The sequence below is a fragment of the Streptomyces sp. NPDC028907 genome (assembly GCF_055564995.1).
In genome coordinates, this window is the sequence record NZ_JBVHVE010000006.1 from 179,001 (window position 1) to 204,948 (window position 25,948).

Genomic DNA, 25,948 nt, shown 5'->3' on the forward strand with positions numbered 1-25,948 from the left:
GGGTGGGGGGGGGGGGGGGGGGGGGGGGGGGGGGGGGGGGGGGGGGGGGGGGGGGGGAGGGGGGGGGGGGGGGGGGGGGGGGGGGGGGGGAGGGGGGCACCCCCCCCCCCCCGCGCCGATGCACGAGCCGCAGGTACGGGGGGAACCCCGGCTCTGTGCGACGGCCGATGACCAGTCGGCTCACTCAGATCAGCGCCGTGCCGGCCGAAAGTGTCACTCCTGCCGCGAAGAAATTTCCAGGAATCACAAAACCGCAGGTCAGCGACGTGCGAGCGGAGTGAGTGGAGGGAGGAGCCGACCCGGCAGGAGGTCGGCCGCGGCCGACGGGGCGACCGCGGCGCCGTCCACGCGATGGTCGTTGCCGTCGCCGTTTCCGTGCCGGTCGCCGTGGTCGCCGCCGTACCGGCCGCCTCGGCCGTCGGGACGCCGGTCTGCCCGGTCACCCTCGTCGTCGTCCTTCTCCCGGTCCTCGCCCTTGTCCCGGTTCTTGTCCTTGCCGTTGCCCGGCTTGCTCCAGGTGCCGTCGCCGGTCGCCTTGAGGACGTTCTCGCAGTACTTCCGCACCCGCTCGGAACCGCCCGCGGCGCCCTCCAGGGTGCGGTGGTGGTCGCTCGACAGCCGTTTTCCTTCGCGCAGGTCGCGGCAGTACGAGGTGACGGCCTTCCGCCAGCCGGCGGAGGGCTCGACCCGGTCGTCACCGGCGGACTCGCGGTCCGTGGCCGGGCCACCTGGTGCCGTGTCGTGGGTGCTGCCGGGGTCGGCGGAGGCCTCCGCGTCCTCGTCCGGCGTGGGGTCGCCCTGCACCCGGCTCTCCGGGGAGGGCGAGAGGAGCGGGCGGTCGGACGGGGCCGGTGCCGAGACCGAGGCGGCCGGGCCGCTCCCGTCGTCCCCGTCGAACGGCGTCGGCAGGAATCCGGTTCCGGCCGCCACGGCGACGCCGCCGACCATGCCGACGGCCAGCGCGGCGGCGAGACCGAGCCGTACCGGACGGGCCCAGCGGGGGCGACGGGCTGCGCGGGCGGGGCCGCCGATCCGGACCAGCCCCACGTCGTCGGCGTGGTCGGTTTGAGATCCGGCGCCGGGGCGGAGACTTGCGGTGACGTCGTCCCGGTCGGCGCGGGCCGCGCGGAACGCCGCCAGCGCGGCGGCCTCTCCGGGGAGTTCCGCGCTGCTCAGCGGGGGTTCGACGGTCAGTGCCTCAAGGGTCTTGGCCAGGCGTTCGGCCTCGTCGCGGTCGGCCGCGTCGACAGCTTCGAGTGACTCTCCGCGCAGCAAACGCTCCGCCGTTTCGCGGTCCAGCCACCTGTACTGCTCGTCGGCCATCACACATCCTTCTGCGTCCGCGAACGCATATGCGTCACACTCGCGGACGTCACCGCACGGCCCCGCGGTTCTCGCTGGGGAGGCAGGGCGTCGAGCACCCCGGTCGATTCCGGATCGTCGCCGATCAGCTCGGCCAGCCGCTTCAGACCCCGGTGCGCGGCGGTGCGTACGGCGCCCGGACGCTTGCCCAGCGTCTCCGCGGCCGTCTTGGCGTCGAGCCCCACCACCACGCGCAGGACGACGGCCTCGGCCTGGTCCTGCGGCAGCCGCGCGATGAGGGAGAGGGTGCCGTCGGTGGCCAGGGCCTCCATGGCCTCGCCCGCCGTGTCGGACTCGGCGGCCTTCCCGGTCAGCTCCGTCTCGTCGCCGCCGATGGCGGGGCGGCGGCCGCGCATGCGTATGTGGTCCAGCGCCCGGTTGCGGGCTATGCGTGCGGCCCAGCCGCGGAAGCGGTCCGCGTCCCCGCTGAAGCGTCCCAGGTCGCGGGCTATCTGGAGCCATGCCTCCGACGCGACGTCCTCGGCGTCCGGGTCGCCGACCAGCGTCCGTACGTACCCGAGCAGCCGCGGGTGCACGGAGCGGTACACAGTCCGGAACGCACTCTCGTCCCCGTCCTGTGCGGCAAGCACCGCGGCGGTCAACTCCGCGTCGTCCCCCAGCACTGGTACCTCAATTGGTGGTTGCGGTTGCGAGACCGCAGGTCGTTGCGGTGGTGATACACCTTCCGCGTCCGGCGCGAAAGGCACGTTACGGCCTGAAAGCGCCGCTCGTCCATGTCCGTACAACATGCAACTACCCGGGATTCCGCGAATGTGTCCGCCTGGGTGTGACAGAAAACGCAGTCATGACGCTGTAGAAAGTACGGGCCGCCGCGCGGCCCGTGCCGCGCGACGGCCGGGGCCTCTCCTGTGGGGGGTGGCGGCCCCGGCCGTCTCCGCGGCGTCTCTGCTCCCGCCAGGCCGTCGAGTGGCACTCCGACAGTCCCGGGCCGCACCTTTCCTCCGTCGACGACGAGGAGAAGGCGGCAGGGTCGGATGTCTGCCCTGTCGGCCAAGGAGTTCAGTTTTTCTCCTCGGCCTTCTCGGGCTTCCAGGTGCCCTCGCCCGACGTGTTCTTCCCGCTCGAGCCCTGGCCGTCGCCGGTGGCACCGCCCCCGGCCGTCTTCGTCGGCCCCGTCCTCGTCGCCCCGGGCTGCGTAGCCCCGGCGGGCCGCGTCGCCCCGGACTTCGTCGGCTCGGACCTCGTCGGCTCGGCCTTCGCCGCCTGTGCCAGTTGCTCGGCGCAGTACGCGGGCACCCGGTCCGCGCCGCCCGCCGCCGTGACGAGCCGTTGCCAGGCCGTGGAGTCCAGGGCCTTGCCGTTGCCCCCGACCTGGTCGTAGGCGCGGCACTTGGCCTCGGTGTCCTGGGCGGTGGTGGGGTGGCCGGGCCGTCCGCCGCGGGTGTCGGACACCGCGGCGGACGGCTCGGCGGACGGCCGGTCGGGGGCACCGGCCGTCGGGGTGGAGCCGACCTTGTCGTCGGCGGGGTGGTCGGAGGAGCCGGACGAGCCGATCGCGGCGACCGCGACGCCGCCCAGGGCGAGGCTCGCGGCGAAGAGGGAGAGCGTGGTCTTCACGGACAGCGCCAGGCGCCGCGGCGCGGAGGGGCGCCAGTCGTCCCGGCGTCGGGTGCGTGCCCGGTGCGCCCCCGCGGCGCGGGCCGCCCGGTACGCGGCCACGGCACGCTGCTCGCCGTCGAGGTCCGCGCGGTGCCCGCGCAGTACGGCGGCGGAGAGCAGCGCCTCCAGCGCGGCGTCGTCGAACGTCATGTGGGGGCCGGCCGCCCGGCCGGTGCCGAGACCGTCAGGGTGCGCACGCCGACGGCCGGGGGTCCCACCGCCGCTCTGCTGTTCACCCATGTCCGTTTCCTGTTCCTGTCCGACCTGGCCTGTACGCGGTCCGTGTGACGCACGTGTCGTACGTGAGCTCCGTGACCTTCATGACGGCTGTGACTGGCAAGCTCCGTAGAGCCTGTACGTCCCTCACGCCCCGTATGACTCACCGAACACACACGGTTCGCCTCGTCGAGGCGCTGGTGTGCCGCTGCGGTCGCCGCCGTCACGTTCACTGTTCATTTCGATTCCCCCAGCGTCCTGGGGCCGTCATCCGTCACACCTGAGACGCCGAGCTGCTGGGCCAGACGCTTCAGACCCCGGTACGCGGCCGTCCGCACCGCACCCGGGCGCTTGCCGAGGACGCGTGCGGCGGCGGGGCCGTCGAGACCGACGACGACACGCAGCAACACCGCCTCGGCCTGGTCCCGCGGCAGCCCGCCGACCAGTGCCAGGGCGCGTTCCGTGGAGATCGACTCCAGCGCCTGGTCGTAGGTGCTGTGCGGCCCGGGCAGGTCCAGTACGTCGCTCTCCAGCGCCGACGCCCGGGGCCGTACCTTCTGCCGGCGCAGATGGTCCAGCGCCCGATGCCTGGCGATGGTCGCGGTCCAGCCCCGGAACCCGGCGCCGTCGCCCTTGAACCGGCCCAGGTCGCGGGCGATCTCCAGCCAGGCGTCGGACGCCACGTCCTCCGCGTCGTCCCCGACCAGACCGCGCAGGTACCCGAGCAGCGCGGGCTGCACCAGGCGGTACGCGACCGCGAAGGCGGCCTCGTCACCTTCCTGAGCCCGCGCGACGGCCGCGCTCAACTCCCCGTCGTGCGCGCGCACGCGGCGGGGTTCCCCTCCCTGGCCCAAGAACTGTCCTCGTCCGTACCGGTTCGCGGCGAATCCGCGCCTCGCGATGCGCCACCCTTTCGCACGCCCCTCCACGGTCAACAGCGCCCGGCCGCACAGAAGTGTCACAGGGCGGTCGGGATACAACCCTCGCGGTTCATCGGGAGTCACACAGACGCCGCGAGAGGCAAGGGCCTTGGCGCAGCGTCAGCCCCCGGATGGCATACGATGCGCGCGACCCTCATAAAGATCATATAAGAGGATGTACACGTCATGTCGATGCCTCGACCTTCCCGTCCCCTTCGCGGCATAACCGCCGCCGTCGCCCTGCTCGCCCTCGGCGCGGCCGGGTGCTCGGACGTCTCGGACGCCGTGGACAGCGCCAAGGACGGCGCGAAGAAGGTGGCCCGTCAGCGCTCGGTGTTCTCGCTGGCCGTCGGGGACTGCTACAACCCCAACACCAAGGGCGAGGGCGAGGAGGTCCTGGTCGAGATCGTGCCCTGCACCGAGGCGCACGCCGGTCAGGTCGTCGCCGACTTCAAGATCGACGAAGGCAGCTCGTATCCCGGCGACGACGCGATCACGTCCATCGCCGACAAGCGGTGCCCGGTCGAGGCGGGGAAGTTCGCCCCGGACACCTGGGCGCTCCCCAAGGGTGTCTCGATCTTCTACTACACCCCCACCAAGGAGAGCTGGGCGACGGGCGACCGCGCCGTCACCTGCACCTACAACAAGGAGTCGGGCAATTTCACCGGCACGCTGAAGGCCGACGCGAACGCGCTGAAGCCGGCGCAGAGCACGTATCTGCAGGGTTCGAACTCCGTCTACGACGCGCTGTGGGCGAACCAGTCCGAGAAGGACACCGTCGAGGAGGACCTGCCCGGCTACAAGGCGCAGGCCAAGGCTGTCGCGGCCGCCCTCGACACGCACCTCAAGGGCCTGAAGGGCATCGAGGGCACGGAGGTCGGCAAGCTCCGTGAGCAGCTGACGAAGACGGCCGAGCAGTGGAAGAAGGCCGCGAACGCCGCCGACGTCGACGCGTTCTACATCGCCTACGACCCGGCCTTCACCGGCCTCGACCCGAACAAGACGGTCGCCGCCCGCAAGGAGCTGGGCCTGGCCACCACCGTCCCGGCCGACGACGCCGAGGTCTGGGCCGGCTGACGCCCAACCGGAGCAGCGGGGCCGGGTCCGTCGAGGACCCGGCCCCGCTCTCCTGTTCCATGGGTGACAGTTCCCGCCACCTGTGCGCTGTCTGTAGAGCCACCTGTGTGACAGGTGATGCAGTCGTGACCATTCAATAGGGGTGGGACAGTTGAGTCCTCGCAGGACCCATGCGTACAAACCGCTCAGCCTGAAGAGACGTACGTGGCTGACGGTGGGAGCCGTCATCCTGAGCGGTGCCGGTGTCGTGACGTACGCGATCGCGGAGCCCTCCGCGCCGGCCGACGCCAAGCCGGAGAGCCGCAAGCCGTCGATCCACACGCTCAAGCTGAAGGACCGCGGCTCCGGCCGCAAGGGCCTCGCCCGGCAGGACACGGACCGCTTCAGCGCGGTCGCGCTGACCTGGAGCGACCCCGAGGCGGCGGCCAAGGGCACGCCCGAGGTACGCACCCGGGACACCGAGTCGGGCAAGTGGTCCGGCTGGCAGCGGGTCACCCAGGAGCCGAGCCAGGCGGACGGCGACGAGGGCGCGCGAGCGGCGCTGCGCGGCGGTACGGAGTCGGTGTGGACCGGCGACTCCGACGGCATCGAGGTGCGGATCGTGAACGCGGACGGCACCGAGGCGACCGGCCAGCCGGCCGGCATGGACGTCAAGCTGCTCGACCCCGGCACGGACCCCGAGGGCACGATGCGCCCGGCGGCCTTCGCGGCGGCGGAGACCACGGCACCGGCGACTCAGACCCCGCTGCCGACGGACCCGGCCACGCCCACGGACACGGCCACCCCGACCGAGCCGGCCACCCCCACCGACTCCCCGACGGCCACCGCAACGCCCACCGAGTCGGCGTCCCCGACGGCCTCGCCCACCCCGACCTCCACCGTCCCGGCGCCCCGGCCCTCGACGGTCGTGAAGCCGCCGGTGATCACGCAGGCCGAGTGGGGCGCGTCGACGGACTACGACGGCACCCCGGAGTACGGCACGGAGATCAAGGCCGCCGTCATCCACCACACCGGCGTGGACAGCGACAACGCCGTGTCCTGCGCCGAGTCCCGGGCCCGGCTGCGCACCATTCAGCAGGAACATTTCTCCCGCGGCTACTTCGACATCGGCTACAACTTCGTCGTCGACCGGTGCGGCCAGATATTCGAGGGCCGCAGCGGCGGCATGGACCTGCCGGTCATCGGCGCGCACGACGCCGGGTTCAACACCGGCACGGTCGGCATCTCGTACATCGGCAACTTCGAGAAGGCCAAGCCCAGCCGGGCCGGCCTGGACGCCATCGCGCGGGTCGTCGCGTGGAAGTTCGGGATGTACGGCATCGACCCGACCGGCAAGGTGACGATGACCTCCGGCGTCCCGCAGGGCTACAGCGGCAACAAGATCCCCGAGGGCACGTCGGTCACCCTGCCGCGCGTCTTCGGCCACCGGGACACCAACGCCACGGCCTGCCCCGGCGCCAACCTCTACCCCCAGCTCGGCCGGATCGCCCAGGTCGCCAAGACGCCGGGCATCTCGCACGCCCTGGCCACCTCGGACTTCAACCGGGACGGCATCAGCGACCTGGTCGCCGGCACGCCCCGCGCGCTCAGCAACGGCGGCACGCTCACCGTCGTGCCGGGCGGCGTCGACGGCCCGGTCACCGGCTCCAGGATGACGCTCACCCAGAACAGCACCGGCGTCCCCGGCGGCCACGAGGCAGGCGACAACTTCGGCGCGGCCACCGCATGGGGCGACGTCAACGGCGACGGCTATGCCGACCTGGCGATCGGCGTGCCCGGCGAGGACAGCAGCGGCCAGGACCGCGGCGCGGTCACCGTGCTGTACGGCCCCGGGCTCGACTCCGGCGACTGGTACACCACGTCGGGCGGTGTCACGGCGGAAGGGGCCAGGCTCGGCTCCACGGTGGCGGTCGGCGACTTCAACGGCGACGGCAAGGCGGACGTCTTCGCGGCCGGCACCGGCCGGGGCGGCAACTGGAACGTGCGGCTGACCGGCGGCACCACCTCGTCCGGCACGCTCACCGCGGCCACCGGATCCGTGGCCCACCTGGACGCCGCGACCGGTGACTTCAACCGGGACGGCTACGCCGACGTCGCGCTCAACTACCGCGACACCGGCGGCATCGGCCGTGTGGTCCGCTTCGCGGGCTCGGCGGCCGGCCTCACCAAGGTCGGCGTGATCTCCGTCAAGGGCGGCCGCTCCATCGCCGCGGGCGACGTCAACGGCAACGGCTATGACGACATCGTGATCGGCCAGCCGAACGTCGCCGAGTCCGGGGCCGTGACGGGCGGTCAGATCACGATGCTGTTCGGCACGTCGAGCGGCTTCACCACCACCGGGATGAAGACGATCCACCAGAACACGGCCTACGTTCCGGGCGGCAACGAGGCCGGGGACGACTTCGGCGGCTCGGTGTCGGTCGGCGATTACAACGCCGACGGCTATGCGGACGCCCTCGTCGGCTCACCCGGCGAGGACCTCGCCCGCTCTGGCGTCAACTGTTCCAACGCCGGCATGGCGACCCTCCTCAAGGGCACTTCGTCCGGGCTGACCGGCTCCGGCTCGACCGGCATCTCGCAGGAGACGTCCGGCGTCCCCGGCGGCGCGGAGTCCGGCGACCTGTTCGGCTCGGCGGTGTCACTGACGGATCTGTCGGGCTACGGCCGCGCGGACCTGACGTTCGGTGTGGAGGGCGAGGACAGCGCCAACGGGTTCCTCATGTACCTCCCGAGCAACAGCACGGGCCTCGGCTTCAGCCAGACGGCGATCTACAGCAGGACGACGCTGGGCACTCCGGCGGGCGCCCATCTGGGCCAGACGCTGACGCCGTGACCGGCGAGAACAGCTGATCCGGCCGGGACCCCGCCCATTCACGGGGTCCCGGCCGGATCATGTCCCGACGGCCGCCGTACCCGGGAGGGTGCAGAACACCCGCCGTACCCGGGGGCACGAAACACCTCTAGCCGCTCGTCGCGTCCCGGCACAGCAACCTCAGCGACCCGTCGCCCGCGAAACACCGCCGCGCCTCGTCGATCGGGTCCCACAGCCGCCCGTCGGGCGTGCGGATCCAGTGGTCGCCGCCCGTCGCCCACCACTCGGCGCCGGTCTGACGGGCGATCACCTCACCGGCGTACGCGCCGAGAGCGCGCAGGGTGTTCTCCACGGCCGCGTACGGGGTCCGTTCGCGGCGCAGCTCCTCGATCATCCGGTCGACCCGCCACAGGCTCTGCGCCGAGTAGTCGAGTCGCAGCCGCGCTCCCTCGCGCATCGTCGCCACCGCGTCCGCCGCCCACCGCACCGGCTTGCTCGCGGCTGAGGGCCTGGTCTCCGCTTGAGTCGTCACATCCTGGAGAGCGTGGCCGAACTGCGTTTCGTCACGCGGATCCGGGGGGTGCCCGGGACCGGTGCAGGACCGCCCCACGTCCACCCCATGACAGTCACAGGACTCCCTCAGACATCGGGTTTACGCGGGAGTGACGCTTCGCCGCTCCCGTGCGCTCCAGTCACTGATGAGCATGTACTTCCATCTCCGAGCGGTGCCGCCCTCGGCACTGCGCAACAGCGCGACCTGGTTCCAGCGTCTGTTCGAGGACGACTGGGACACCGTGCGGGAGCGGATCGGCCGGCATCGCGAGGAGGTGCTCGACCGGCAGTACGGCGACGTCGAGCTCCTCTACTCCGGCATCCCCCCGAACCACGCCTCGGACGGCCCCCGCACCCACGTGGTCCTCGGCGGCCGCCCGGTCTTCCACCCCGAGACGCCCCTGCCGCCGTTCCTGATGCTCACCGCGGCCCAGGTGACCGGGGTCGCCGGGTATCTCAAGGCGGCCGACTTCGACGACCTGTGGCGCCACGCACGCACGAAGCTGCTGCGGCCGTACGCCGCGACGGACGCGGAGACCGAGGTGCGCGGCCTCTTCGCGGCGACCCATCGCGACCTGACCGCGTTCTACGCGCAGACGGCCGACTACGGCGACGCGGTGGTGAAGTGGCTGTTGGTCTGACGAACCGGGGCAGGGCCCCCGGTCAGCCCCTGCCCCGGGCCCGCCGCGACACCACGGCGCGCAGCACCCGGCGCCCCTCCGTCGACACCTCCAGCGCCCGGCGCAGTCCGCCCGGGCCATGCCCGGCGAGGATCTCCAGGACGCTGATCTGACGCCGCAGTTCGGCGGCGACGAGCGGCGACATGCCCGCCGTACGTCCCTCCACCGGAACCCCTTCCGCACGCACCGAGCCGAGCTCCTCGGGCAGCGCCCCGGCCGAGGTCGCGTCGTCCTCCGCGGGGTCGAGGAGCCGGTGTACCTGGAGCGAGGCGACGGAGCAGGCGTCGGCCCAGATCCGGGCTTCGGTGGCGGACCGTACGGCCGGGGCGGCGGCCAGCATCCGCCGGGCGAGCAGGGCGGCCTCGTCCTCGACACCCTCGTCGTCCACGATCTCGGCGACGCCGAGCTTTCCGCGTACCTGCTCCAGCAGTTCGCCCCACGCGGTCGGCTCCCCGCCGGCCGCGAGGTTCGCCCAGAGCGGCCGCAGGACCTCGTCGTCACCGCCCAGCAGGGGCACACACCGATCCAAACAAGCCAACCCGCTGGCGGCCAGTCCGCGTTCGTCGGCCTGAGCGATCAGTTCCACCAGGCTCATCCACGCCTCCCTAAGCGGGTCAGTCACGAGGGTCGGGGTCCCCGCACAGGCCCCTGGCAGGCCCCTTCCCTAACGGAGCCCACACCTCCCCTTACTGCGTGCAACGGCCCACGAGTGTCACAGGGGCACGACACCGAGCCGGTCGAGCAGCCGAAAGAAGAGGTTTTCGGCCAAAGGATCCGCTTCAGAGGTGAGTACGTCGATCACCGACTCGGCGTTCACCTCGTGCCCGGCCTCGGCGGCCCAGACGACGGCCCGTTCGGCGGCGTCGGAGGGTTCGAGGAAGTAGTCCTCCAGCGTGAGCCCCTCGTCGCCGGCGCCCAGGTACCCGGCCATCGCGCCCCGCGCCAGACAGGTCGTCCACGCCCCGCTCTCCGGCGCCGCCGCCTCCACCACCACCGAGGCGCTGTCCATGACGTATCCGAAGAGCGCGGGCGCCCCGGTCTCGCCGGCCAGGGCGTTCATGCTCCCGACGTCCCCCTCCCCGTTCGGGTACTCCCACACCTGCCAGCCGTCCGGCGCCTCCTCGCGCAGGGTCATCCCCTCGGCGCCGGCCAGCGCGTCCAGCTCCGCCAGCGGCCGCTCCCCGCGGCCCACGACGAAGTACCCCCAGTAACCCATTTCCGGTTCCCCCCGGCTCTTCGGTACGGCTCGGGCCGAATACACCACAGTCGCACGGGAGTTCGCAGCCGTATCGGCCAATCCACGGCTCAGTCCAGCCGGTCAGCGAGCGCCTTGAACTCGGCCCAGGACAGCCTCGGCTCACCGGAGTCCCACAGCTTCTGCACGGTCGCCCGCAGCGGCATCCTGATGCCGTCCGCGACCTGGGCCTGCGTCTGCGAGTTCGCCAGGTCGCACCACACCGCGAACGACCCGCCCAGGATCTGGTCGTCGTACGTGGCCGGTACGGCCGTCGTCCCGCGCAGGACCCGCGGCGTCCACTGCTGGTAGATGCGCTCACCGGTCGGATAGACGAAGGTCTGCGGCTCGCCGAGCACGTAGTAGAGGAACTCGTCGTTGTAGTTGATGACCTTCCGCCCCTCCCTCAGGTACTCCAGCGGCACCCGCGCGCCGATCTCCTTGCCCGTCCAGTACGCCACCTGGATGTCCTTGTCCGGCTGGACGGAGGTGTTCCGGAAGAACCCGTCGTTCCAGGCCCGCGGCGTGCGGTCGTGGGCGCGGACGGTCGCGGCGCGGTCGTTGAGCCATCCGGTGGCGAGGTCGGCGACGGTGGCGCCGGAGCCGTAGGCCTCCCGGGCGGCGGCGGCGAGCTGCGGGTAGGACGCCTCGGGGTTCGAGACGACCAGCGCCTGGTACTCGTCGGCGCCGAGGTGCCACTGGTTCCCGGGGAAGAGTCCGGCGAACTCGTTCAGCAGGTCGTCGACGATCTCGGCGGACTCGGGCTTGGAGATGTCCACGGCGCCCCGCGTCGCGACCCCGTTCACATTGCGCAGCTGCAGATCCGGGTGCGCGGCGATGACGGCCCCCAGATGCCCCGGCGAGTCGATCTCGGGCACCACCGTGATGTGCCGGCTCTCGGCCAGCTCGACGATCTTCTTGACCTGCGCCTTGGTGAGATGCTGCTGGGAGACGATCTCGGGATGCGAGGTGGACTCGATCCGGAACCCCTGGTCGTCGGAGAAGTGCAGCCCCAGCTGGTTGAACTTCAGGTCCCCCAGCTCCCGCACCCGGTCCTCGATCCAGTCCGCGGTGAAGTGCTTGCGCGCGATGTCGAGCATGAACCCGCGCACCGGCTTGGCCGGCGCGTCCCGCACGACGCCCTCCGGCGCCGTACCCCCGTCGTGGACCTCCTGCTTCAACGTCCTGGTCCCGTAGAAGACCCCCGCCTGGCCGGGCCCGGATATGGTCACCCGTCCCCCGCGCACGGTCATCGAGTACGACTCCGGATCCGCGCCCTCGTCGCCGTTCAGCGCCAGCCGCACGTCCCCGGCCCGCACGTCGTCCTTCTCACCGGCGTACGTCAGCCCCAGCTCACCGGCGATGAGCCGCCCCTCGTCGGCGAGCCCCTTGTCGTTCACGACGACCCGCTCCCCCTTCACGGGACGCCAGCCCGGCCCGCGCGCCGCGGTGTGGGAGGTGACGGCCGGAATGGTGCTCGGGGCCTTCGAGAGCGGATACGACCGGGTGGGTGACGGTGTCGGGGTGGGCGCCTGTCTCGGTGCGGAGGGAGAGGCGGCCTCGGATATGCCCGGGGCGGACCGCCGCTGCTCCGATCCGGCCGACTCGCCGTCGTCGCCGGTGGCCAGGAGCCCGAGGCTCACCCCGGCCGCGACCGTCACGACCACCACGGCGACGATCAGCACCCATGTCTGCTTCAACGCCCTGCGGGCCGGGGCCCGACGCCTGTGCTTGTGCTGGCTCACATCGCCAACCTAGGCCAGGAGAGCTCGGCCCGCCGTCCAGGGAGCGTTCCGAAACTCTCCCGTTCGACTGAAATTCGGGCATCCGTCGGACACGTCACGTCCACACTCGGTAACGTGGCGCCACTCCTGCCCCAGAATCCCCTGTCGAAACCACGTGACGCCCACACACCTTCCTGGCCGAGTCGCCATACCGTCCCTGCCCACCGTCCTGGACGCCTTCAACAGCGCGCCCGCCCACGACGCCCGCGCGCTCCTCATGGACTGCCTGCGCAGCCCCCGCTGGGTCGAGCGCCTCGCCGGCCACCGCCCGTACCCGGACGTCGACTCCCTGCTGGCCGCGTCCGACGAGGCGGCATACGACCTGACGCCGGGCGATCTGGCGGAGGCGCTGGCGGCAGAAACGTTGCCGGCATTGCCGGAGGGGATCTACGGAGCGGCCCATACAGCACTTAATGCAGCGAATGCCGCATACGAGGCCAAGTTCGGGCACGTATTCGTCATCTACCTGGACGATCTGGCGCCGGCGGAGGCCCTGGACCACGTACTTCACGCCATCCGGTCTCGATTGGCAAACGATCCGGACGACGAACGGGTCCTGACGGCAGAGGAGCTCCGGCGCCTGGCCAAAGGACGGCTGGTACGCGCCCTCAGGGGCGCGGGGAACTGCGCGACCAGCCCAAACGGCGCCTCGCTCGGCAACAAACAGACCGACCCACCCCATTAGCCGCACATCACCCATCCGCGTGCCACTTTGATCACATACCCAGACCCCCGCTAAGCCGCGCAGCGCAACGCGGATACGATGCTGAGGGCCGGTGGACCGTACCCGGCCGGGCCCGACCGACAGCACAAGCCGGCTGGCCCCAATCCCCGCTCCCGGAGGAACTTCCGTGCCGGCTGGAACGCTGTACCGCGGCCGGGAAGGAATGTGGTCCTGGGTGGCTCATCGAGTCACCGGCGTCCTCATTTTCTTCTTCCTGTTCGTTCACGTGCTGGACACCGCTCTCGTCCGTGTCTCTCCCGAGGACTACGACAAGGTCGTAGCCACGTACAAGACGCCGATCGTCGCGCTGCTGGAGTACGGCCTCGTCGCCGCCATCCTCTTTCACGCGCTCAACGGCCTGCGCGTCATCGCCGTCGACTTCTGGTCGAAGGGCCCGCGCTACCAGAAGCAGATGCTCTGGTCCGTCGTCGGCCTCTGGCTGGTGCTGATGCTCGGGGCGATCTACCCCGTTCTCGGCCACGCCGCTCAGGAACTGTTCGGGAGCTGACGCGTATGTCCACCACTGAGAAGACCGCCACCGGTATCGGCCCGGTCGAGGGTGAGTCCCTCTACAACGTCGACAACCCGGCCCCCTACATCGAGGCCCCGCGCAAGCGCACCAAGAAGACCCCGAAGTCCACGCGGGGCAACTTCGAGATGGCCGCCTGGCTGTTCATGCGCCTGTCCGGCGTCGTGCTGGTCGTCCTGGTCATCGGTCACCTGCTGATCCAGCTGGTGCTGGACGGCGGCGTGTCGAAGATCGGCTTCGCGTTCGTGGCCGGCCGCTGGGCCTCGCCGTTCTGGCAGGTCTGGGACCTGCTGATGCTGTGGCTCGCGATGCTGCACGGCGCCAACGGCCTGCGCACGGTCATCAACGACTACGCGGAGCGCGCGAACACCCGTCTGTGGCTGAAGGGCCTGCTCTACACCGCCACGGTGTTCACCATCCTGCTGGGCACGCTGGTGATCTTCACCTTCGACCCGAACATCCGCTAGGCACGGGGCTGAGGCAACCACCATGAAGATCCACAAGTACGACACCGTCATCGTCGGCGCCGGTGGCGCCGGTATGCGCGCGGCCATCGAGTCCACGAAGCGCAGCCGTACCGCCGTGCTGACGAAGCTCTACCCCACCCGCTCCCACACGGGCGCCGCGCAGGGCGGTATGGCCGCAGCGCTCGCCAACGTGGAGGAGGACAACTGGGAGTGGCACACCTTCGACACGGTCAAGGGCGGTGACTACCTGGTCGACCAGGACGCCGCCGAGATCCTGGCGAAGGAGGCCATCGACTCCGTTCTCGACCTGGAGAAGATGGGCCTGCCGTTCAACCGCACCCCGAACGGCACGATCGACCAGCGCCGCTTCGGCGGTCACAGCCGCAACCACGGCGAGGCGCCGGTGCGCCGGTCCTGCTACGCCGCGGACCGCACCGGCCACATGATCCTCCAGACGCTGTACCAGAACTGCGTCAAGCACGGCGTGGAGTTCTTCAACGAGTTCTACGTCCTGGACCAGCTGATCACCGAGGTCGACGGCGTGAAGCGGTCGGCCGGCGTCGTGGCCTACGAGCTGGCGACCGGCGAGATCCACGTCTTCCAGGCGAAGGCCGTCATCTACGCCTCGGGCGGCACCGGCAAGTTCTTCAAGGTGACGTCCAACGCGCACACGCTGACCGGTGACGGCCAGGCGGCCGTGTACCGCCGGGGTCTGCCGCTGGAGGACATGGAGTTCTTCCAGTTCCACCCGACCGGCATCTGGCGCATGGGCATCCTGCTGACGGAGGGCGCCCGCGGTGAGGGCGGCATCCTCCGCAACAAGGACGGCGAGCGCTTCATGGAGAAGTACGCGCCGGTCATGAAGGACCTCGCGTCCCGTGACGTCGTCTCCCGCTCCATCTACACGGAGATCCGCGAAGGCCGCGGCTGCGGTCCCGAGGGCGACCACGTCTACCTCGACCTCACGCACCTTCCGCCGGAGCAGCTGGACGCCAAGCTGCCCGACATCACGGAGTTCGCGCGGACGTACCTCGGTATCGAGCCGTACACGGACCCGATCCCGATCCAGCCCACCGCGCACTACGCCATGGGCGGCATCCCGACGAACGTCGAGGGTGAGGTCCTCAGCGACAACACCACCGTGGTTCCGGGCCTGTACGCGGCCGGCGAGGTCGCCTGTGTGTCCGTGCACGGCGCCAACCGCCTCGGCACCAACTCGCTGCTGGACATCAACGTCTTCGGCCGTCGGGCCGGCATCGCGGCCGCGGAGTACAGCCAGAAGGCCGACTTCGTGGAGCTGCCGGAGAACCCGGCGGAGCTGGTGATCGAGCAGGTCGAGCGGCTGCGTACCTCCACCGGCACCGAGCGCGTGGCGGCCCTGCGCAAGGAGCTCCAGGAGACCATGGACGCCAACGTCATGGTGTTCCGCACGGAGCAGACCATCAAGACGGCGGTCGAGAAGATCGCGGAGCTGCGCGAGCGCTACCGGAACGTCTCGATCCAGGACAAGGGCAAGCGGTTCAACACGGACCTGCTGGAGGCCATCGAGCTGGGCAACCTGCTCGACCTGGCCGAGGTCATGGCCGTGTCCGCCCTGGCCCGCAAGGAGTCCCGCGGCGGTCACTACCGCGAGGACTACCCGAACCGCGACGACGTCAACTTCATGCGCCACACCATGGCGTACCGCGAGGTCGGCGACGACGGCACGGAGTCCATTCGTCTCGACTACAAGCCGGTCGTCCAGACCCGCTACCAGCCGATGGAGCGTAAGTACTGATGGCTACCCCCGTTATGGACAAGGTGGAGGCCGAGTCCGCCGCGTCTCCCTACATCACGGTCACCTTCCGGGTCCGCCGCTTCAACCCGGAGGTCTCGGCCGAGGCGACCTGGGAAGACTTCCAGCTGGAGATCGACCCGAAGGAGCGCGTCCTCGACGGCCTCCACAAGATCAAGTGGGACCTGGACGGCACGCTGACCTTCCGGCGCTCCTGCGCGCACGGCATCTGCGGCTCCGACGCGATGCGGATCAACGGCAAGAACCGCCTCGCCTGCAAGACGCTGATCAAGGACATCAACCCCGAGAAGCCGATCACGGTCGAGCCCATCAAGGGCCTCACGGTCCTGAAGGACCTCGTGGTCGACATGGAGCCGTTCTTCCAGGCGTACCGCGACGTCATGCCCTTCCTGATCACGAAGGACACGAACGAGCCGACGCGTGAGCGTTTCCAGACGGCCGAGGACCGTGAGCGCTTCGACGACACGACGAAGTGCATCCTGTGCGCCGCCTGCACCTCCTCGTGCCCGGTGTTCTGGAACGACGGCCAGTACTTCGGCCCGGCCGCCATCGTCAACGCGCACCGCTTCATCTTCGACTCGCGTGACGAGGCCGGCGAGCAGCGGCTGGAGATCCTGAACGACAAGGACGGCGTCTGGCGCTGCCGCACGACCTTCAACTGCACGGACGCCTGCCCGCGCGGTATCGAGGTCACGAAGGCCATCGCCGAGGTGAAGAAGGCGCTGATCACGCGCCGCTTCTGAGGTCCTGTGCGGTACTGCTGTGAGGGTCCCGTTTCCGGTGGGAGCGGGGCCCTCTGGTGTGCGGACACCCGTTCGGGTGAACGTGATCGTTCAGGCACACCGGTTGTGCTCGGCCTACGATGATGCTCTCGGCACCACCCACAGGAGGCACCGATGTCCACAGCAGCTGTCGGGCAGCAGCCGCACGACGACATCTCGCTGACGGCCATGGTCACCCTGCCCGATTCCATCGGGGCACAGGTCACCCTCGACGTCGCGGAGGTCCTGAAGGCAGGCCGGCCGAAGGGCAGCTGAGCCTCTCCGGCCGCCTTCGCCGCCCGGCAGCTACAACTGACTCAGGATCGTCGGGTCCGTGATCCTCGTGTCGTCGGCCAGCATCATCGCCTTGCTGAGGATCACCGCCAGCATCCGGTCGCCCTCGTACGGCAGGTAACCGGCTTGCGGAGCGGCCACGTCGGACTTGGGGACGATGCACAGATACCGGTCGTCCGGGGTCATGAGGATGTTGCCCGAGCCGAGGTGGATCTTGTACGTGTGCCGCTCGCCCTTCACATGCAGGAAGCGGCCCTCGATCGTGCAGCGGTCGGCGATCTTCAGCCGCGGTATCAGGCGTTGGAGCAGCCCCCGGCGGGTCTCCGCGCTCGCGCCCAGTTCGCCGAAGCCGTACGACGTCCAGTACTCGCGGAAGCGTCCGTCGGGGCCCCCGTCCTGCCATGTCGGGTCGTTGCCGACGCTCGCCACGCCGACGAACAGGTCCACGTCGCGCAGGACTTCGGAGAGGACCAGGGGCGGGATGTCCGTCAGGGGCAGCGGCTCGACCGGGTCGGTGCCGTCGCGCAGCCACATGCGGTACTCACCGCCGCAGCAGTGCGCCGAGTTGTGCGGGGCGCCGATCGGGTAGAAGCGGACCTGGTCGGTGCGCAGACGCAGGAAGCTGCCCGAGTCGGTGATGTCGTCGTAGTCCTCGCCGCCGTCGCCCGTGATCCAGTACTCGGCGCGCAGACCCCATGGGGGCAGTTCCCGTACGGCGGGCGGCGCCTCGTCGTCGACGGCCAGGCGCAGCTTGTTGTGCCAGCCCCGGATCGCGGCCAGGGAGTGGAACTGGTGCTGGCGCAGGACGTGGGCGGCGAAGCGGTTGGAGTACGTCGCCGTCGCGCGCTCGGCGTCTGTCAGCAGGTACACCTCGCGGTGGGCCTGCTTGAAGGGCTGGGTGACGCCGTGCCGCTCCAGCCAGTCGCGCCAGGCGACGATCTCGGCGGGTTCATGGCCGACCGGGTGCCAGAGCTCCACCCGGGTCCCGTCGGTCACCGGTGTGTCGGCCAGTGTCCGCAGCTCGCCGTCCGCGTACCCGACGGTCGTGCCGTCGACCGTCCACAGGAGACGGCGGGCCAGGGTGCCGACCAAGGGGTGGTCGACGTAGCGCTCGCGCCAGGCGGCGTACGGCCAGGTGCGGCGGGCCAGGAACTGGCGGTCCAGGCGCTCGCTCTGGGCCGTGAGCATCTTGTCGATGTCCTTGACCGCCGCCTTCAGCTCCTTCAGCTCGTCGGCGTGGTCGCGGCGTGCGGCGGCGGGGACGCTCTTCACCGCCTTGCCGCTCGCGTTGCGCCAGCTCAGCACCGCCTTGGCGCCGTGGACCTCGAGCAGGGCCGTGACCTCGCCGAACCGGTGCTCCGAGCGGCCCACCTCGGTCAGGCCGTAGGCCGGTACTGCCAGTTCCTCGACCTCCTCGCGGGCCAGGCCCAGCGCCTGCGCGCGGGCGTCCAGCTCGGTGTTGAGGACCTTGAGGGTGCCCTTGAAGGTGACTCGGGTGGCGAGGCGGGCCAGTTCGGCGAGGGCCGCCTCGGCGTCGATGCGGGCCAGCGCGATGACCGCGGCGTTGGCGACCTTGGGGTTCACCGGTCCGAGACCCGGGACCTTGCGCAGGGACGTCTCGGCCAGGGCGCCCAGGGTGCGGGCGGTCTCGGGGTGGGCGGGCAGGAGGGAGAGCAGCCAGGCGAGGCCGCGCAGAGCGTCGGCGTTGTACGGGTCGTAGGTGGCGTTGGGGTCGGGCCCGTAGCGCGGGGCGAGCAGGGGGCTGGTGCGCGGCCGGCCCGCCAGCCGGAGCCAGGACAGCAGCCGCTCGCGCACCGCGTCGGTGTCGGCGTCGGCGTCGGTGTCGGCGCCCGTCTCGGCGTCGAAGGCCGCGATCAGCGCGCGGCCGGTCTTGTCCCATTTCGCGGAGGGGCGGGCGCTGGTCGCGGTGGCCGCGTGGGCGAGGAGCCGCCGCCAGTCGTCGCCGAGCCCGGCCACCTCGGCGAGGGCCTGGTCGGACCATGCCTCGCCCGGGTTCACCGGTGGTCCGTCGAGCCGCGCCACCAGATCCCCCAGACGCTTCTTGCCGTTCCACACGGTCAGGCACGAGCGGCGGATCACGGCGACGAACTCGCCGGACAGCTCCCGCCCGTCGGCGAGTTCCTGGTCGACGAGCCGGACGAGCCCGTCCGGGTCGTGATGGACGTCCTGGTATGCGATCAGGCTGATCAGCGCGGCGCGCGTGGCGGCCGGCTGTCCCTCGGTGGCGGCCCGCATCATCCGGAAGCTGTTGAGCAGGTCCACTACATGGCGGCGCCCGACGGTGCCGGGCTCCAGCTCGTGGTACCGGGTGGCCAGCCCGTGCAGCAGGCGTGTCTGGAAGGAGGTGTCCGCGGCATAGACGGCTTCGGCGACCTTGTGGCCGTCCCGGCGCCACTTGCCGTCGGTCAGCGCGAAGAGCCCGAGCAGCTCGGGGACGAGCCGCTCCACGTCCTCGGCCTCGATCAGGGCGAGGGCGACGTCGACCAGCTGGGCGTGTTCCGGCGTCGAGGCGACCATCAGCCACCCACCAGCGGGACGAGCTTGAGGAACGTGATCTCGGTGCCGAGCGCGAGCTCGATCTCGTCGTCGAGGCCGGTGACCTGACGGTCCCCCACGAGCACGAGGAAGCCGTTGCCCGCGAAGGCCTTCAGCGCGCGCTCGGTCTGTGCCTCGGGGTCCATCCGGCGGGGCGTGCGCATCGCGTACCCGTTCAGCACACGCTCGGCGTCCCGCGGCCGCACGAGCCCCTGGAACACCTCCGGCCCACGCGCGTTGTACTCGGCGACCTCCTGGAACACCCGGCGTCTGATCAGCTCGCGCACGGTGAGCCGCTCCTCGGCGATCTCCAGCCCCCAGCCGTCGCTGCGGCCCCCGCTTGTCGTCTCGTCGACGAACGTCACGATTCCCATGACGACGACAGTACGAGCCGCCACTGACAATCACCGGATCCGGCCGATCATCGCCTTACTCTGACGGCATGTCAGATGACGAGTCGTACGAACTGCTCGGGTTCGACCATGTGCTACTGCCGGTCGGCGACCTCGGCGAGGCCGTCCGTTTCTACGAGCGCGCCGGGTTCGCGGTCGGATTCCGGCTCGACGAGGCCGGGATCGCGCTGCTGAAGGTCGGGGGCGAGACGCCCGGCATCCTGCTGCGCGCCGAGGACGCGATGGGACACCGGTCTCCCCCCTGGCCCTCCCCTCGCGTATGGCTGGAGGTGCCGGACGCCCGGATGGCGGCGCGGGCACTGCGCGACGCGGGCATCGAGCCGCTCGACGAGCCCTTCTCCGGCGCCACCGGCTGGACCGTCGAGATCGCCGACCCCTGGGGGAACGTCACCGGGTTCACGGACTACTCCAAGCGGCCGGAGCTCGGGCGCAGACCGTGACGCCACGCCGGCCGGGGGCGTGACGGAGGCCTCACCGACGTTGAGTTGAACATGTTCAAAGACAGGGTCTACAGTCTCCCTCGTCAGCGTTTTGAACGCGTTCAAGAAGAGGGGGCGTCATGGACCGCACGGTCATCTCCTACGTCATCTACCTGGTCGTCAGCATCGCCCTGACCGTCTGGGTCGCCCGCACGCTCAGCCGCAACGGGCGGATCTTCCTCGCCGACGTGCTGCGCGGGAACGAGAAGCTCGCCGACGCCGTGAACCATCTGCTCGTGGTCGGCTTCTACCTCGTCAACCTCGGCTTCGTCGCGCTGTATCTGAGCGACGACGACACCGTCCTCGACACGCGCGGGATCTTCGAGGCCCTGTCGACCAAGCTCGGCGTGGTGCTGCTCGTGCTCGGCGTGATGCATCTGGGCAACGTCTACGTGCTCAACAAGATCCGGCGGCGCGGCGTGATGGAGCGCGAGCAGGTACCGCCGGTCGCACCGCAGGGCTGGGTCACTCCGTCGGCCGGGGCGTGAGCGGGTGTCCGGCACGGCAGCGGGCGGGGCGGCCGACGTGACGGTCGGGGCGGGGGCGGGGGCAGCGAGCGGGCCGGCAACCGGCAAGGTGACCGGCGTCGCGGTCCGGCGGCTCACCGTCCTCTACGACGCCCAGTGCTCGGTGTGCGCCTTCCTGCGGGACTGGCTCGTACGGCAACCGCAGTTGGTGCCGCTGGAGCTGGTCCCTGCCGGGTCCGACGAGGCCCGGCGGCGCCACCCCGACCTCGACCACGCGGCCACCCTCGACGAGATCACCGTCGTGGGCGACGCGGGGCAGGTCTACCGGGGCGGGGCCGCCTGGATCGTCACGCTGTGGGCGCTGCGCGAGCACCGGGGACTCGCGCACCGCCTCAGCACCCCGGCCGGTGCGCGGCTCGCCAAGGGTGCCGTGCTCGCCGCCGCCAAGTGGCGCGGGGCGCAGTGGGGCGGGCGGGCCTATCGGCGCGGGGACGGGTGGGCGTACGACCCGCGTCGGGGCTGGACGTACAACGCGCCGGGCTGCGAGGGCGGTTCCTGCGCCACGGGGTGAAGCCGGGGCCGAGCAGCCGTCAGGTCCCGGCCAAGGCACCCAATTCGTCCCGAACGACTCGCTTTCGAACCTCGTTTTGGCAGGCGCCCTTCCAAAACGGGGCTCGGGTTGGCACTCTGCCTCCCGGTTCTCCACTCCGCACTCGCATCGACCGTCTGTCGTCCGCCGGGCGGCGCCGACCCGGTGGCGCCCGGTCCCCCCATCGCAGAAGGAGTACGCGTGAGAGGCATACCCGGCGTCACCCGCATACCCCGTCCCTTCCTCGGCACCCTGATCGGCGTCACCGCGCTGCTCACCGCGGGCGCCCTCGCCACACCGGCGGGCGCCGCGCCGAGGCCCGACACCTCGACCGGCGTCAGCTCGGTCCCGGCCGACGCACAGCGGCAGGCCCGCGAGTTCTGGACACCGGAACGGATGCGCGCGGCGACCCCGCTCGACCTGGTGACCGTCGACGGCCACGTCGACGGCGGCTCGGCTCCCGCCAAGGGCATCGCGACCAAGGTCGCGCCCAGCGCCCCGGCGGGCGAAGTGGCCGGAGCCGTCGGGGCGGTCGGCAAGGCCGCCTCCGACGTCGGCCTGCTGGCCTTCCCGAACGGCGGCGGTCAGTGGACCGGCGGCGGTGCGGTCGTCTCCACGGCCGGCCGCGTGTTCTTCACCTACCAGGGCCGTACGGCGTCCTGTTCCGGCAACGCCGTCACCAGCTCCAACAAGAGCACCGTCATCACGGCGGGCCACTGCGTGAAGCTGGAGGGCGCCTGGCACACCGACTGGGTCTTCGTGCCCGGCTACCACGACGGACAGGCCCCCTACGGCCGCTGGACCGCGTCGAAGACTCTGTCCACCCCGCAGTGGACGGCGAGCGAGGACATCAACTACGACGTCGGCGCGGCGGTCGTCGCCCCGCTGGACGGCAAGCTGCTGACGGACGTCGTCGGCGGGCAGGGGCTGGCCTTCAACACCGGCTACAACCTGCGCATGTACTCGTTCGGCTTCCCGGCCGCCGCCCCGTACGACGGCGAGAAGTTCATCTACTGCTCCGGCACCACCAACCGGGACTTCCTGCTCTCCGACGACCACGGCATGAACTGCAACATGACGGGCGGCTCCAGCGGCGGCCCCTGGTTCACGCAGTTCGACGAGGCCACCGGCAAGGGTCTGCTGTCCTCGGTGAACAGCTTCAAGTACAACTTCCTGCCGAACCGGATGTACGGCCCGTACTTCGGCGCCGACGCCCAGAACCTGTACCAGACGGCACAGACCTCCTGAGCGTCGGCCGAATCACCACTCGTTAGGCTCTCGTTCCGTGCCCTCGAAGAACGACAGCCCTGAGCAGGGCGACGCGCCCAGCAAGTCCGAGCAGACCCGCGCGCTGATCCTGGAGACCGCCATGCGGCTCTTCCAGGAGCGCGGCTACGACAAGACGACGATGCGGGCCATCGCCCAGGAGGCCGGGGTCTCCGTAGGAAACGCGTACTACTACTTCGAGGGCAAGGAACACCTGATCCAGGGCTTCTACGACCGGATCGCCGCCGAGCACCAGGCGGCGATCCGGGACGTCCTGGCCCGCGAGACGGACCTGGAGGCGCGTCTCGCGGGTGTGCTGAAGGTGTGGCTGGACATCGCGACGCCGTACCACGAGTTCGCCGTGCAGTTCTTCAAGAACGCCGCCGACCCCGACAGTCCGCTCAGCCCCTTCTCGGCCGAGTCGGAGCACGCGCGCGTGGAGGCCATCAACATCCATCGGCAGGTGCTGGCGGGCGCGACGAGGACGAAGGTGCCCGAGGAGCTCCGGGACGTGTTGCCGGAGTTGATGTGGCTCTCCCAGATGGGGCTCGTCCTGTACTGGATCTTCGACCGCACCGAGGGCCGCGAGCGCAGCTACCGGCTGGCCGAGCGGGGCGCCCGGCTGACCGCGCGGGGTGTCGCGCTGGCGCGGTTCCGGGTGCTGCGGCCGCTGGTGCGCGAGGTGCACGAGCTGTTCACGGACTTCCTGCCCGGGATGACGAACGCGCTGCCGGATCCGGCGAAGGAGAGGACGGGCAGGAAGGCGGGAGGCAAGGCAGAAGGGAAAGCCGGCGCGCGGGAGGACGAGCAGGGGGCGCCCGCCGATGACGAGCGCCCCTGAAATGCCTCCGGTGACCGTCAGTTGACGGCTTCCACCTCACCGTCGGCCAGCTCGACGTCGTACACGAGCGGCCCGTCCGCCACGACCACCTGGGCCGCCCGGGACCCGTACGACTCGGCGGTGGCCGCCAGCAGATACGTTCCCGGCGCCGGCACCGAGACGATGTACGAGCCGTCGGCCAGGGACGTCACCCCGTCGAGCCGGCGCCCGCCCTTCGTCAGCAGCGTCACCGCCGCGCCGTCGACCGGGTCGCCGTCGGCGGTGCGGATGAAGCCGTGGACGACCGACGCCCGGCCCGCCGGGACCGGCTCCTCCTCGGTCACCGTCGGCTCCTCCCTGGGTTCGACCGCGAGATGCGGCAACCGCTTCTCCAGCCAGTCCGGCAGCCACCAGTTCGACTTGCCGAGCATGTGCATCGCGGCCGGCACCAGTGCCGTACGCAGGATGAAGGCGTCCAGGGCGACGGCCGCCGCGAGGCCGATGCCCGCCATGGCGCCCTCCATGTCGCCGCTCAGCACGAACGCGCTGAACACACAGATCATGATCAGGGCCGCCGAGTTGATGACCCGGCTGGTCTCCGCGAGGCCGACGCGCACCGCGCGCGCGTTGTCCTTCGTGTGGACCCACTCCTCGTGCATCCGGCTCACCAGGAACACCTGGTAGTCCATGGAGAGGCCGAACAGCAGGGACAGCATGATGACCGGCAGGAACGACGTGATCGGCCCCTCCTTGCCGATGCCGAGCAGTTCGGTCCCCCAGCCCCACTGGAAGATCGCCACCAGGACGCCGAAGGACGCGGCCGCGGCGATGAGGTTCATCAGGGCCGCCGTCAGCGGCACCACCAGCGAGCGGAACGCCACCAGCAGAAGCAGGAAGCCGAGCGCGATGATCGTCGCCACGAAGTACGGCAGCCGGTCGCCGGTCACCGACGCGAAGTCCTTGAAGACCGCCGTCACCCCGCCGACATGGGCCTCGGCACCCGACCGCGGGATCACGTCGTCGCGCAGCCGGTCGATCAGCCGGTCCGTCTCCTCGGACTGGGGCGAGGTCGTCGGTACGACCTGGATGACCGTGACGCCGTTCGTGGGCGGGACGGCGGCCACCTGGGCGACACCCTCGGTGGCGCGGATGCCGTCGACCAGTCCCGCGGGGGCGTCGCCGTCGACGACGACCTGGAGCGGGCCGTTGACGCCGGGCCCGAAGCCCTCGGCGAGCAGGTCATAGGCCTGCCGGGTGGTGGTCGACTCCTGGTGGTTGCCCTGGTCGGTGGCGCCCAGACGCAGCGACAGCACGGGGATCGCGAGGACCGCCATGACGACGAGGGCCAGCGCCGCGATCGGCCGCGGGCGCCTTTGGACATACGCCGACCAGCGCGCCGCCGGTCCGCTCGCCTCCGCCGGCTCCGGTCCCGCCGCGGCGAGCCGGCGCCGCTGCCGGCGGCTGAGCACCCGCATGCCGAGCAGACCGAGGAGCGCCGGCAACAGGGTGATCGCGGCCAGCACGCTCAGGACGACGGTGAGCGAGGTCGCGACGACGACGCCGTCGAGGAACCGCATGTTCATCACCAGCATCCCGGCGAGCGCGATGCAGACCGTGCCGCCCGCGAACAGCACCGCGCGGCCGGAGGTGTTGAGGGCGGTCACGGCCGCCTCCTCGGGCTTCATCCCGCGCAGGATGCCGCGCCGGTGCCGGGTGACGATGAACAGGGCGTAGTCGATGCCCACGCCGAGGCCGATCAACGAGCCGAGCAGCGGAGCCACTTCGGGCACATCCGTGACGTGGCTCACCAGCATCGTGGCGATCATTCCGGTACCGACGCCCGCGACGGCCACGACGATCGGCAGCAGCATCGCGAACAGCGAACCGAAGGCGAGGAACAGCACGACCGCCGCCGCCAGGATGCCGACCGCCTCCGCCGTGCCCTGCGGCGGCTCCTGGGTACGGGCGATGGCCTGGCCGCCCAGCTCGACCTGGAGACCGCCCTGTTCGGCGGCCCGCGCCGTGTCGACGACGTCCTCGATCAGCTGCATGGGGACGGCGTTCGCCTGTTCGGTGAACGTGATCTGGGCGTACGCGATCCGCCCGTCCCGGCTGATCTGCGCGGCCCCCTGTGCCACGTACGGGCCGGTGACCTCACCGACCCCCTGCATCCGCCCGATCTCCGCCAGCGCGGGCTCGATGCGGGACCGTACGGACTCGTCCCGTACCGATCCGTCGTCCACCTTCCACACCACCGTGTCGGTGTCGCCCGCGCGCTCCGGGAAGGCCTTCTCCATCAGGTCGTACGCCGTCGCGGAGTCCGTGTCCGGGAGGGAGAAGACGTTCGCGTAGTTCGTGCCGGCGGCGGAACTCGCCGCGCCCAGGCCGAACAGCGCCCCCAACCACAGCAACAGGACCACCAGCCGGTGCCGATAGCACCACCGTGCCAATGTCGCCACGCTCAACGCTCCTTATTCGGTTCGGTCGGTCCCCCCAGGTCCTGGGCAACAGGATTGGGCGCGGCACGCGCG

Annotated in this window: 24 protein-coding genes and 1 pseudogene; 14 read left to right on the top strand and 11 right to left on the bottom strand. The window is 70.9% G+C overall.

All coding sequences use genetic code 11. The annotated features are described in order from the left end of the window. Window positions 1-258 precede the first annotated feature (258 nt). From ACZ4UU_RS19860 to ACZ4UU_RS19875, 4 genes are all read right to left on the bottom strand, one after another. Window positions 259-1,323 carry a hypothetical protein gene (locus ACZ4UU_RS19860; protein WP_471904713.1) on the bottom strand — a complete coding sequence of 355 codons (1,065 nt, stop codon included), beginning with the start codon at window positions 1,321-1,323 and terminating at the stop codon, window positions 259-261. Then, window positions 1,323-1,985, bottom strand: a complete 663-nt coding sequence (locus ACZ4UU_RS19865; protein ID WP_471904714.1) for an RNA polymerase sigma factor — start codon at window positions 1,983-1,985, stop codon at window positions 1,323-1,325. Before ACZ4UU_RS19865 ends, ACZ4UU_RS19860 begins: the two co-directional genes overlap by 1 nt. A 397-nt stretch (window positions 1,986-2,382) precedes the next feature. Beyond that, a complete protein-coding gene (locus ACZ4UU_RS19870; RefSeq protein ID WP_471904715.1) occupies window positions 2,383-3,222 on the bottom strand; it encodes a hypothetical protein in 840 nt (279 codons plus the stop codon). A 212-nt stretch (window positions 3,223-3,434) separates the two neighbouring features. After that, on the bottom strand, window positions 3,435-4,052 hold the full coding sequence (locus ACZ4UU_RS19875; RefSeq protein ID WP_471904716.1) for an RNA polymerase sigma factor: 618 nt from the start codon (window positions 4,050-4,052) through the stop codon (window positions 3,435-3,437). Window positions 4,053-4,304: 252 nt separating this feature from the next. Here ACZ4UU_RS19875 and ACZ4UU_RS19880 point away from each other — a divergent pair, with 252 nt between their 5' ends. Next, window positions 4,305-5,195, top strand: coding sequence for a septum formation family protein (locus ACZ4UU_RS19880; protein WP_471904717.1), 891 nt, complete (start codon window positions 4,305-4,307; stop codon window positions 5,193-5,195). A gap of 208 nt (window positions 5,196-5,403) precedes the next feature. Continuing rightward, complete coding sequence (locus ACZ4UU_RS19885) at window positions 5,404-8,028, top strand: N-acetylmuramoyl-L-alanine amidase (RefSeq protein ID WP_471905082.1); 2,625 nt, start codon at window positions 5,404-5,406, stop codon at window positions 8,026-8,028. Between the two features lie 127 nt (window positions 8,029-8,155). Here the strand turns inward: ACZ4UU_RS19885 and ACZ4UU_RS19890 are convergent, their stop codons facing one another. Then, on the bottom strand, window positions 8,156-8,539 hold the full coding sequence (locus tag ACZ4UU_RS19890; RefSeq protein ID WP_471904718.1) for a hypothetical protein: 384 nt from the start codon (window positions 8,537-8,539) through the stop codon (window positions 8,156-8,158). Window positions 8,540-8,711: 172 nt separating this feature from the next. Here ACZ4UU_RS19890 and ACZ4UU_RS19895 point away from each other — a divergent pair, with 172 nt between their 5' ends. Continuing rightward, on the top strand, window positions 8,712-9,200 hold the full coding sequence (locus tag ACZ4UU_RS19895; RefSeq protein ID WP_471904719.1) for a DUF1877 family protein: 489 nt from the start codon (window positions 8,712-8,714) through the stop codon (window positions 9,198-9,200). A gap of 22 nt (window positions 9,201-9,222) precedes the next feature. Here ACZ4UU_RS19895 and ACZ4UU_RS19900 read toward each other — a convergent pair whose 3' ends face one another. The 3 genes from ACZ4UU_RS19900 to ACZ4UU_RS19910 all read right to left on the bottom strand — a co-directional run bounded on the left by ACZ4UU_RS19900 (window position 9,223) and on the right by ACZ4UU_RS19910 (window position 12,158). Beyond that, window positions 9,223-9,834 carry a hypothetical protein gene (locus ACZ4UU_RS19900; RefSeq protein WP_471904720.1) on the bottom strand — a complete coding sequence of 204 codons (612 nt, stop codon included), beginning with the start codon at window positions 9,832-9,834 and terminating at the stop codon, window positions 9,223-9,225. A gap of 117 nt (window positions 9,835-9,951) precedes the next feature. After that, window positions 9,952-10,455: a hypothetical protein gene (locus tag ACZ4UU_RS19905; protein ID WP_471904721.1), complete on the bottom strand. Its 504-nt coding sequence runs from the start codon at window positions 10,453-10,455 to the stop codon at window positions 9,952-9,954. Between the two features lie 89 nt (window positions 10,456-10,544). After that, entirely contained in the window at window positions 10,545-12,158 is a 1,614-nt protein-coding gene (locus ACZ4UU_RS19910) for a beta-N-acetylhexosaminidase (RefSeq protein ID WP_471905083.1), read from the bottom strand. Between the two features lie 214 nt (window positions 12,159-12,372). Between ACZ4UU_RS19910 and ACZ4UU_RS19915 the strand changes: the two genes are divergently transcribed. The 6 genes and pseudogenes from ACZ4UU_RS19915 to ACZ4UU_RS19940 form a co-directional block, all read left to right on the top strand. Further along, entirely contained in the window at window positions 12,373-12,942 is a 570-nt protein-coding gene (locus tag ACZ4UU_RS19915; RefSeq protein ID WP_471904722.1) for a 2-oxo-4-hydroxy-4-carboxy-5-ureidoimidazoline decarboxylase, read from the top strand. Window positions 12,943-13,108: 166 nt separating this feature from the next. Beyond that, a complete protein-coding gene (gene sdhC, locus ACZ4UU_RS19920) occupies window positions 13,109-13,489 on the top strand; it encodes a succinate dehydrogenase, cytochrome b556 subunit (protein ID WP_079056196.1) in 381 nt (126 codons plus the stop codon). 5 nt (window positions 13,490-13,494) lie between these two features. After that, window positions 13,495-13,977 carry a succinate dehydrogenase hydrophobic membrane anchor subunit gene (locus tag ACZ4UU_RS19925; RefSeq protein WP_062721899.1) on the top strand — a complete coding sequence of 161 codons (483 nt, stop codon included), beginning with the start codon at window positions 13,495-13,497 and terminating at the stop codon, window positions 13,975-13,977. Between the two features lie 22 nt (window positions 13,978-13,999). Further along, complete coding sequence (sdhA, locus tag ACZ4UU_RS19930) at window positions 14,000-15,754, top strand: succinate dehydrogenase flavoprotein subunit (RefSeq protein WP_471904723.1); 1,755 nt, start codon at window positions 14,000-14,002, stop codon at window positions 15,752-15,754. Next, complete coding sequence (locus tag ACZ4UU_RS19935; protein ID WP_190072415.1) at window positions 15,754-16,515, top strand: succinate dehydrogenase iron-sulfur subunit; 762 nt, start codon at window positions 15,754-15,756, stop codon at window positions 16,513-16,515. The genes sdhA and ACZ4UU_RS19935 overlap by 1 nt, the downstream gene beginning before the upstream one ends. A 210-nt stretch (window positions 16,516-16,725) precedes the next feature. After that, window positions 16,726-16,809, top strand: a pseudogene (locus ACZ4UU_RS19940) (Uma2 family endonuclease); the annotation flags it as partial. A gap of 30 nt (window positions 16,810-16,839) precedes the next feature. Here the strand turns inward: ACZ4UU_RS19940 and ACZ4UU_RS19945 are convergent. Both ACZ4UU_RS19945 and ACZ4UU_RS19950 read right to left on the bottom strand, forming a co-directional pair. Further along, window positions 16,840-19,365, bottom strand: coding sequence for a DUF4132 domain-containing protein (locus ACZ4UU_RS19945; protein ID WP_471904724.1), 2,526 nt, complete (start codon window positions 19,363-19,365; stop codon window positions 16,840-16,842). Then, window positions 19,365-19,757, bottom strand: coding sequence for a hypothetical protein (locus ACZ4UU_RS19950; RefSeq protein WP_471904725.1), 393 nt, complete (start codon window positions 19,755-19,757; stop codon window positions 19,365-19,367). The genes ACZ4UU_RS19945 and ACZ4UU_RS19950 overlap by 1 nt, the downstream gene beginning before the upstream one ends. Window positions 19,758-19,825: 68 nt before the next feature. On the opposite strand from ACZ4UU_RS19950, the gene ACZ4UU_RS19955 reads away from it, so the two are divergent. The 5 genes from ACZ4UU_RS19955 to ACZ4UU_RS19975 all read left to right on the top strand — a co-directional run bounded on the left by ACZ4UU_RS19955 (window position 19,826) and on the right by ACZ4UU_RS19975 (window position 23,438). Next, on the top strand, window positions 19,826-20,236 hold the full coding sequence (locus ACZ4UU_RS19955; RefSeq protein WP_471904726.1) for a VOC family protein: 411 nt from the start codon (window positions 19,826-19,828) through the stop codon (window positions 20,234-20,236). Window positions 20,237-20,355: 119 nt separating this feature from the next. Then, window positions 20,356-20,763 carry a hypothetical protein gene (locus ACZ4UU_RS19960; RefSeq protein WP_471904727.1) on the top strand — a complete coding sequence of 136 codons (408 nt, stop codon included), beginning with the start codon at window positions 20,356-20,358 and terminating at the stop codon, window positions 20,761-20,763. 88 nt (window positions 20,764-20,851) lie between these two features. Further along, window positions 20,852-21,313: a DCC1-like thiol-disulfide oxidoreductase family protein gene (locus tag ACZ4UU_RS19965; RefSeq protein WP_471905084.1), complete on the top strand. Its 462-nt coding sequence runs from the start codon at window positions 20,852-20,854 to the stop codon at window positions 21,311-21,313. Window positions 21,314-21,532: 219 nt separating this feature from the next. Beyond that, entirely contained in the window at window positions 21,533-22,579 is a 1,047-nt protein-coding gene (locus tag ACZ4UU_RS19970) for a trypsin-like serine peptidase (RefSeq protein ID WP_471904728.1), read from the top strand. Window positions 22,580-22,616: 37 nt separating this feature from the next. Then, window positions 22,617-23,438: a TetR/AcrR family transcriptional regulator gene (locus tag ACZ4UU_RS19975; RefSeq protein ID WP_471904729.1), complete on the top strand. Its 822-nt coding sequence runs from the start codon at window positions 22,617-22,619 to the stop codon at window positions 23,436-23,438. Window positions 23,439-23,455: 17 nt separating this feature from the next. Here ACZ4UU_RS19975 and ACZ4UU_RS19980 read toward each other — a convergent pair whose 3' ends face one another. Then, entirely contained in the window at window positions 23,456-25,867 is a 2,412-nt protein-coding gene (locus ACZ4UU_RS19980; protein ID WP_471905085.1) for an MMPL family transporter, read from the bottom strand. Window positions 25,868-25,948 lie beyond the last annotated feature (81 nt).